7 protein-coding genes are annotated in these 7,171 nt (G+C 60.7%); 5 read left to right on the forward strand and 2 right to left on the reverse strand.

The genetic code is table 11. The features are described from left to right. Nucleotides 1-803: 803 nt before the first annotated feature. Nucleotides 804-2,351 carry a MobA/MobL family protein gene (locus tag AC1DR7_RS19670; RefSeq protein ID WP_478076634.1) on the reverse strand — a complete coding sequence of 516 codons (1,548 nt, stop codon included), beginning with the start codon at nucleotides 2,349-2,351 and terminating at the stop codon, nucleotides 804-806. Between the two features lie 261 nt (nucleotides 2,352-2,612). On the opposite strand from AC1DR7_RS19670, the gene traD reads away from it, so the two are divergent. Beyond that, nucleotides 2,613-2,924: a conjugal transfer protein TraD gene (gene traD, locus AC1DR7_RS19675; RefSeq protein WP_457322189.1), complete on the forward strand. Its 312-nt coding sequence runs from the start codon at nucleotides 2,613-2,615 to the stop codon at nucleotides 2,922-2,924. A gap of 55 nt (nucleotides 2,925-2,979) precedes the next feature. Here the strand turns inward: traD and AC1DR7_RS19680 are convergent, their stop codons facing one another. Continuing rightward, nucleotides 2,980-3,120, reverse strand: a complete 141-nt coding sequence (locus tag AC1DR7_RS19680) for a hypothetical protein (protein ID WP_293983431.1) — start codon at nucleotides 3,118-3,120, stop codon at nucleotides 2,980-2,982. Nucleotides 3,121-3,361: 241 nt separating this feature from the next. On the opposite strand from AC1DR7_RS19680, the gene AC1DR7_RS19685 reads away from it, so the two are divergent. The 4 genes from AC1DR7_RS19685 to hxsA all read left to right on the forward strand — a co-directional run bounded on the left by AC1DR7_RS19685 (nucleotide 3,362) and on the right by hxsA (nucleotide 6,973). After that, nucleotides 3,362-3,664: a hypothetical protein gene (locus AC1DR7_RS19685; protein ID WP_478052348.1), complete on the forward strand. Its 303-nt coding sequence runs from the start codon at nucleotides 3,362-3,364 to the stop codon at nucleotides 3,662-3,664. Nucleotides 3,665-3,717: 53 nt separating this feature from the next. Then, nucleotides 3,718-5,154 (forward strand): His-Xaa-Ser system radical SAM maturase HxsB, encoded by a 1,437-nt coding sequence (gene hxsB / locus AC1DR7_RS19690; RefSeq protein WP_478076635.1) that lies wholly within the window; start codon nucleotides 3,718-3,720, stop codon nucleotides 5,152-5,154. After that, nucleotides 5,141-6,310 (forward strand): His-Xaa-Ser system radical SAM maturase HxsC, encoded by a 1,170-nt coding sequence (gene hxsC, locus AC1DR7_RS19695; RefSeq protein ID WP_478052296.1) that lies wholly within the window; start codon nucleotides 5,141-5,143, stop codon nucleotides 6,308-6,310. The genes hxsB and hxsC overlap by 14 nt, the downstream gene beginning before the upstream one ends. A 96-nt stretch (nucleotides 6,311-6,406) precedes the next feature. Continuing rightward, nucleotides 6,407-6,973, forward strand: coding sequence for a His-Xaa-Ser repeat protein HxsA (gene hxsA, locus AC1DR7_RS19700; RefSeq protein WP_478076636.1), 567 nt, complete (start codon nucleotides 6,407-6,409; stop codon nucleotides 6,971-6,973). Nucleotides 6,974-7,171 lie beyond the last annotated feature (198 nt).

Here is a 7,171-nt window from a genome sequence, read left to right on the forward strand (position 1 = left end):
GGGATGCGCATGCGATTGTCGCCTCTGCATGCTTTCTGCCTACCAATCAGGACGTATCAAAAATTCGCATTTAGAATCAATGACTTATGCTTGATTGGCGGAGAGAGTGGGATCGGATCACCACCGATCTAACCGATTCTATCCGTTGCGGAAAGCTTCTTCGGCAGGTTTCCTTGGGATGTTTCCTCGATCATAGCCAGTCTTGAGTACGGTTGGTACCGCCCTGCAGGTGGCCAAGCCTCCCGGTGTCGGCACCGTTGGCCAACGATCTCGTGACCCAAGGCGCCCCGATGGCTGCGGGTGCGGAGATACATCTAAGGGCGAGATCTAAGGTCGAATTGGAAGTTCAGATATGTGAAATTCCTCTCATTTCTCATTTGGCGACTATGGGTATGGGTGCTTGGATGGGGCCGTCCACTAACGAAAAGGAAGGCTCTATGCACCACGACACACAGCTCCACATCGCCAGCCAATTGCTCAGCGCCCTCATGGTTCAGACGTCGAGTCGGGACATCGACGATCGGGACGTAGATGTTCGGCATGCTTTGGATGTCGCCGCCGAACTGATTAGGCAGTGGGGGCCGACTACGCCCCCAGGGGGCTTTACTCCCCCGCCCGCAGCCGGCACATCGCTGAGAATGCCCGTTGACCGCTCACTCCCACCACCGGAAATGCCGGAATCAATGGAGCAATGGCGGAGCAGCAGGATCAACACGCCGATGCCCGGTCCGAAGCCAAAGCTCGGCAGACGACCTGGTCTGCACTGAGTAAGAAGAGGCCCCGCAACTGCGGGGCCTCTCGCTTTATGGACTCGGCGGCGCCGACGGACGCGATGTCGGACCAGGCCGAGGCACCAGCGGGCCCCGGCGCACCGATGGCGACACGAATACGGGCAACTCACCGCAAGACTGAGCCAACTCCGACGCTTGTTGAAGGATGTCTCTTTCGGCGGCGTCCAGCGCCGGCTGAGTCGCCATCTCTTGGGCCTTAGCCAACTCGATGGACCGCATCTCGAGCACAGCCAGACGCCTCTCTCGGCGTTTGGCCCATTCCTTGGGCGACCACTGGCTCCCTTCTCGTGGGTGGTCCGCGTTGAAGCTCTCCCACTGCTGCTGCGCCATGTGGTGAAGCCGGTCTGCTCGCCGGACCGCGCCCTCCCTCCGCCCCCTTCTCAGCAACGCCTGCTTGAGCGTGCGGATCTTGACCGCAACAGGTGCGACCAAGGGGCGTGCCTGGGCGGTGTCACCAAAGCGGACCACGTGACGGCGCACACCTGCAAGCCACTCCCGAACAACGCCCAAAGCCAAATCAGCGCGGGCTTGGGTAATCTCCCACAGGTCTCTCAGTGCAACATCAATCCACTCGAGGCAGTTCCACTGCCTCGGGGGGCGCTCTGGCCCCAAGACACCGTTCTCAATGGGAGGTAGGCGAATGCCCATCACTCCCTCAATCCTGAGATCGCCGACCGCGAGGAACGGCGCGGCAGACTTCTGCTTGGCTCGCTCAGCGAGGGCTGCCCGGTGATCGTGCGTGGGAGGAAGTCCAATGGCCCGACCCTCTGCCACAGCGTCGTGGATCAGCGATTCGAACTCTTGGTCGTTTTCCTGCTGAATCGACAGATTGGTCTCTTCAACGTGGGTGGCCTGACCTCTCCTGGCAAGCGCCGTCGCGACCTTTCCTTGATGACGAGTAGGTTCCCTAGATAGCAGCGTTGCCCGTATCGGATCACCGTCCAACAATGCTGTCTGGGCCTGCTCCTCCAAGCTGCGATGGTCCACGCGGGAACGGATGCCGGCCGCCTCCAGATGCGAGTTGATCGTGGACGCCACGGCCTCGCGAACCCACTCCACCTCGATACGCCCCGTCGGCCCACCATCCAGCTCTGTGGTCTTGTCTCCAAACCTCTCTCCGGTGATCCGTCGTGTGCTTGCCAGGATGTGGACGTGGTGGTTCACACCGTCAGTGGTTGGCGGCGAATGGATGCTTGCTTGGACGACGAACTCATAGCGGGCTACCAACACATCAGCAATCGCCCAAGCAAGTTCACTGCGCTGTTCGGCATCGAGCTCGTGTGGCAGCGACACTTCGAATTCGCGTGCAATCGTTGCGTCTTTGCGACGCTCGGCCGCTTCGACCGCGGGCCAGAGTTCGCCTGGAATTAGGGCCCATGGCGGCGCTCCTGGAGGGCCCAGGCAGCTGCTTGCGACGACGCCACCGCGGCGCCGATAGTCGTGCACTTGTCCTGTCTGAAAGTCCTTAAGGCGCAGGCCGCCGCGATAGGCGGCCGCTGCGACGGCGGACTGGCCTCGCGCACGGCTGAAGGTTTTGACGCTGGTGTGGTAGATAGCCATTGAGATCTCCGTGATTGGTCGGAGTCTTTATGCTTTTGTTTTTTCTCTTCGCAAGCGGGAATCCGCTTGGGGTCCAAGGGGCGAAGCCCTTTGCGCACGTGTAACGGAGTTACACCTAAGTGCGCTCTTGCATTGTTCTTTTAAGCATGTTTTTTTGAGCGCTCATTGAGCGTTGCACGTTCGTACATTTTCAGATGCGAGCGATCTTGACGGCACCAACTTCTTTGGTTGACTGGTTTCAACCTCATGAAGGAATTCACCATGACCGCAACCAATCACTACCATGAGCGCATCCAGAGGGCCACCGAGCGGCTCGCCCAGCTTCAGGCGCGCGAGCTGTTGGCATCACAACGTCAAGCGAGCAAAGCCAAGCAAGCACAGCGTCAGGAAGAAGCACGCCGCCGCCGGCGTGTCGCAGCGCTGGTTTACTTGGCTGCAGCGGAAACACTGGATGACGCAGAACTGTTAGGCGCGCTTTTGATCCACCAGCAGAGCCGCACAGATGACGAGATCCGAAAGGATGCTTGCGTCGTCGGCAAGGCGAAGCTGCAGGACTCCGCTGCTCTACATTGAAGCGTTCGATCTGATCCAGGTGCTGGCCGCCCAGGATGGACGGCCAGCCTAGTGGCTACTTCTTCTTGCCCTTGTCCGGGGCCTGACTGAGAGCCGAGCCAGCGGCGGTCTTGGAGTTCTTGCCTGTGCTGCCGCTCTTCAAGACTTTGCTGGCTGCGGTCGCTGCCTTCGGACTGGTTTTCTCGTTCTTGGCCATATTCCTCTCTCCAGGTCAGTCACCGGCTGGTGACGGCCATAAGCTGCGCTCGAACCGGCGGCGAAGCAAGTGACCTAAACGAGCTCTCACTCAGGGCTACACGTTGTCTTTCATATTCGCCGGCCGAGCCAGCGCCACCTTAACCGCGCCTCGGCGCGCATTCATTTACCCGTCCCGCATTGGGCGCTTGTCAAACATCCACCCCAGGTGCAGAGTTACGCGATCCACAGGGGGATGGGCAATGGAACGCTCGGAGTTTGTTATTGATCGCAGTTTGTATAGCGACGAGGTGGTCACTAGGGCCGCCCACCGCCATACCGCAAGCTGCGCCGTAGAGATTTTTGTCCGAGGCAATGACTTGGTGGTTGCTCTGCAGCCGCGGCAATGTCCGGTGTCGGCGGAAGAATTGCGCGCACAATTCTTCAACGACCTTCTGGATGAGCGCCTGCGCGCCCTGGTGCGTGTTGAGACTCAAGGCCTCCAGCAAGAGCTGGTTCGCGCCGCACTGACCCAGGCGATGCCGTCCGGCGCGGTGGTGCCGTGAGATTCAGGCCAAAGGATGCCTTCAGTCCTTCACCGGGCTATCAACTGCTGCCGATGCGTTTCAGGCGGCTCCCGTGGGACCCTCAGAAGGCGTTCGTCTCCTCAATGGCGGGCGATTGGCTGCTCATGGGCATGGAGGACCTGCAGCGCTTCGTTTCCCATGAGCTTCCGGCCCAGTCGCCGTTGCTCGCAGACTTGCAGGCCCGGCACCTTGCCGTTGCGGATACAAGCCGAAGCTCGCTGGCCCCGTTGCTCAGCCAATACCGAAGCCGAAAGTCCTACTTGGTGGGCGGACCTGCCCTGCACATCTTTGTGGTGTCCTTGCGCTGCCACCACACCTGCAGCTATTGCCAGGTGTCCCGCCAACAGACGACCGCAACCGAGTTCGACATGGCGGGAACACATGCTCGCCATGCCGTAGAGCGGCTATTCGAGTGGCCAAGCCAGGAGCTGACCATTGAGTTCCAAGGGGGCGAGCCTCTGCTCAACTTCGAGCAGGTGAAGGCCATTACGTTGCTCATCGTCGAGCGCAATCGGTTTGAGAACCGGAGCCTGCGTTTCGTTCTGGCGTCCACGCTCCACGACTTGAACGAAGCCCAGCTGGATTTCTTAGAGGAGCACCGATTCAAGCTCTCTACGTCTTTGGATGGCCCGGAGTGGCTCCACAACGCCAACAGGCCCAGACCAGGCCGCGACAGCTACGCGAGGACCATCCAAGGGATCGATCTAGGTCGGCGTCGGCTCGGCGAGGACGCGGTGTCGGCCCTTACGACCCTGACCAAGCGGAGCCTGGAGGTTCCCGAAGCCATCATCGATGAGTATCGGAAGCTCGGCCTGCACTCCATCTCGCTCAGGCCTCTGAGCCCCTATGGCTTTGCGACTAAAAGTGCCCCGAGAACCGGCTACACAACCGAAGACTATTTTGTCTTCTACAAGCGGGCATTCGAGCACCTCATGGCGGTCAACCGAGGGGGCTATCCCATCGATGAGACTTACGCCTCTCTGCTGCTCTCACAATTGCTCTCGCCGTTCGGCCATGGCTACGTGGACCTGAGGTCCCCGTCGGGCGCCGGCCTGGGTGCCATCATCTACGACTACGACGGCTGCGTTTACCCGTCGGACGAAGCTCGGATGCTTGCGGCCATGGGCGATCGCACGTTCTGTATCGGCAACGTATCCCAACCCGTCAGCACCTGGCTGTCCTCGCCGGCAATGACGACCCTGCTCGATTCCGGCGTCGCCGAGGCACTGCCAACGTGCTCCGACTGCGCCYACGTTCCCCTATGCGGCGCCGATCCGATCGAGCATTACGCCCGTCAGGGCGATCCGATGGGTCATCGACCCACCAGTGATTTCTGTAAAAGGAACATGGGTCTGCTCGACTTCCTTCTGGAGCGCTACGAGAAGGCGGATCGGGACACGAAACGACTGATGGAGGCATGGGCGACACMCAAGGGCGAAATGGAGGAGGCGCAGGATGCAGCCGCTTGATACGAAAGCGCGGGTTCCAATGTCACCCGGCTCCCCACTTCTGAAGGTTGTGGACTTGAGGGATTTTTCAACTTCAAGTCTGCCGCCCTCAAGGCTGGCGCTCGATCTGCGGGCGACAGCTGACTTGGCCGTCTCCACGGAACTGCTCGGCCTCCCTTGGGGCGCCCTGCTTCCACCGGATGGCCACGGGTGGCCGGCCACGGTTCCCTGGGTGAGTCTCGAGGGCGACTTGCGCATTACCAAAAGTGGTGACGTCATAGAGCTGGATCCGATTCGGCAACGGGTTGCTGTCCGATACCGCCGCGGCGACAACGGCAACGTCCTCTTTGCCACCGAGCGGTGCAACAGCTACTGCCTGATGTGCTCCCAGCCGCCCCGTGAGGTGGAGGACGGCTGGCGAGTTAGACAGTTGCTGGACCTTGTTGAGCTGGTGGACCCTGACGAACCGTCGTTGGCCATCAGCGGGGGCGAGCCCACCCTCCTTGGAGATGGCTTGGTCGAAGTCGTTAAGAGGTGTTCCGAGACCCTTCCGGATACCCACGTCCACATTCTCTCAAACGGGCGCCTTCGCGACCCTTTGCTCCACGCCAAGTTCGATGGGCTGCATCCAAACCTCAGCTGGGGGGTCCCGCTGTACGGTGACCACTACGGACTGCACGATTACGTAGTCCAAAGTGAGGGGGCGTTTGCAGAGACGTTGAGGGGCCTCTACGCCCTCCAGGCCGCCCGGCAACGCGTGGAGATACGCGTGGTGCTGGTTCGGCCTACGTTTGAGCGTCTGGCCCAGCTGGCTCGCTTCATTTGGCGGAACCTGCCTTTCGTGGAGCACGTGGCCCTCATGGGCATTGAGCCCGTGGGGTTCGCGAAGGCGCACCAGCGCGATCTATGGGCCGACCCTGCAGACTATTCCGAAATACTTAGGGACGCCGTCGACATCCTGGATATGGCCGGCATCCCGGTGTCGCTCTACAACCTACCGCTCTGCACCATAGAGCGAAGCCTCTGGGGCCACGCCGCCAAGAGCATTTCGACCTGGAAGAACGACTACCTGTCCGCCTGCAGCACTTGCAGCGTCAAAGAGCGTTGCGGCGGGTTCTTCTCTTGGGTGACGCCGGCTTGGACGAGCCGCGCTGTAGCCCCCATTCTGGACGCCTGACCGATGTCGAACGCACTCATGATTGTGGGAGCCACCCTCGGCGCCCTTGCAACGGAGCCGCCCAAAGGCCCGTCAGACCTGTCGACCTTGGCGCATATGGACAGCAAGTATGCGACCGTGCTCAGCACCTCGCTCAACGCGGGCCGGCACAACCTGTATGCCGGTCATCGCAGCCACAGTTCGCATCGATCCCATAGCTCCCATCGGTCGCACTCCTCAGGCTCTGGAAGCTCGTATAGGTCTTACACGCCGCCGGCGACCTATACCCCACCACCATCCACCTACACTCCGCCGCCCTCGACTTACACAGCTCCAGCGTCTCGGACTCGGTCGGGCGCGCCCTCGAGTGGCTCCCCGGTTACGCACCAAAGCTCGCAGTCGATACCGTCCGCGACCAGCGGCGGCATGCACAAGGCCCAGACGCTTCAACCGAGCACCCTGGCCGCGCCCGACGGCGAACGACGAGATGCAGATCAGCTGAAGCTGCTCATCATGAGAGTCCAAGCCGCGCTGTATTCAAAGGGCTACGACCCAGGGGCTATTGATGGAACCCTATCGCCCCAGACCCAGTCCGCGCTTCGCATGTTCCAGCTGACCTACGGCATCACGGTCACGGGGACCATGACCACGCCAACTCTCGATGCCCTGGGCGTCCGTATCTAACCAGTCGAAACAGAATCAAACTCCAAGGTAGATCAAGGACCCTTAGTCATTGAGGATGGATTAGCCATCTCTAATCGACGAAATAGCTTGGATAGTTTGAGCCTCAGGCCCGGCACCTATTCTGCAGCCTCGCGAAACTCGCTGGAACGCAATAGCTCATGGAACGGGCTACCAGCAGCCTGCTCTTCCACCAACCTC

The sequence above is a fragment of the Stenotrophomonas sp. P5_A9 genome (genome assembly GCF_056400525.1).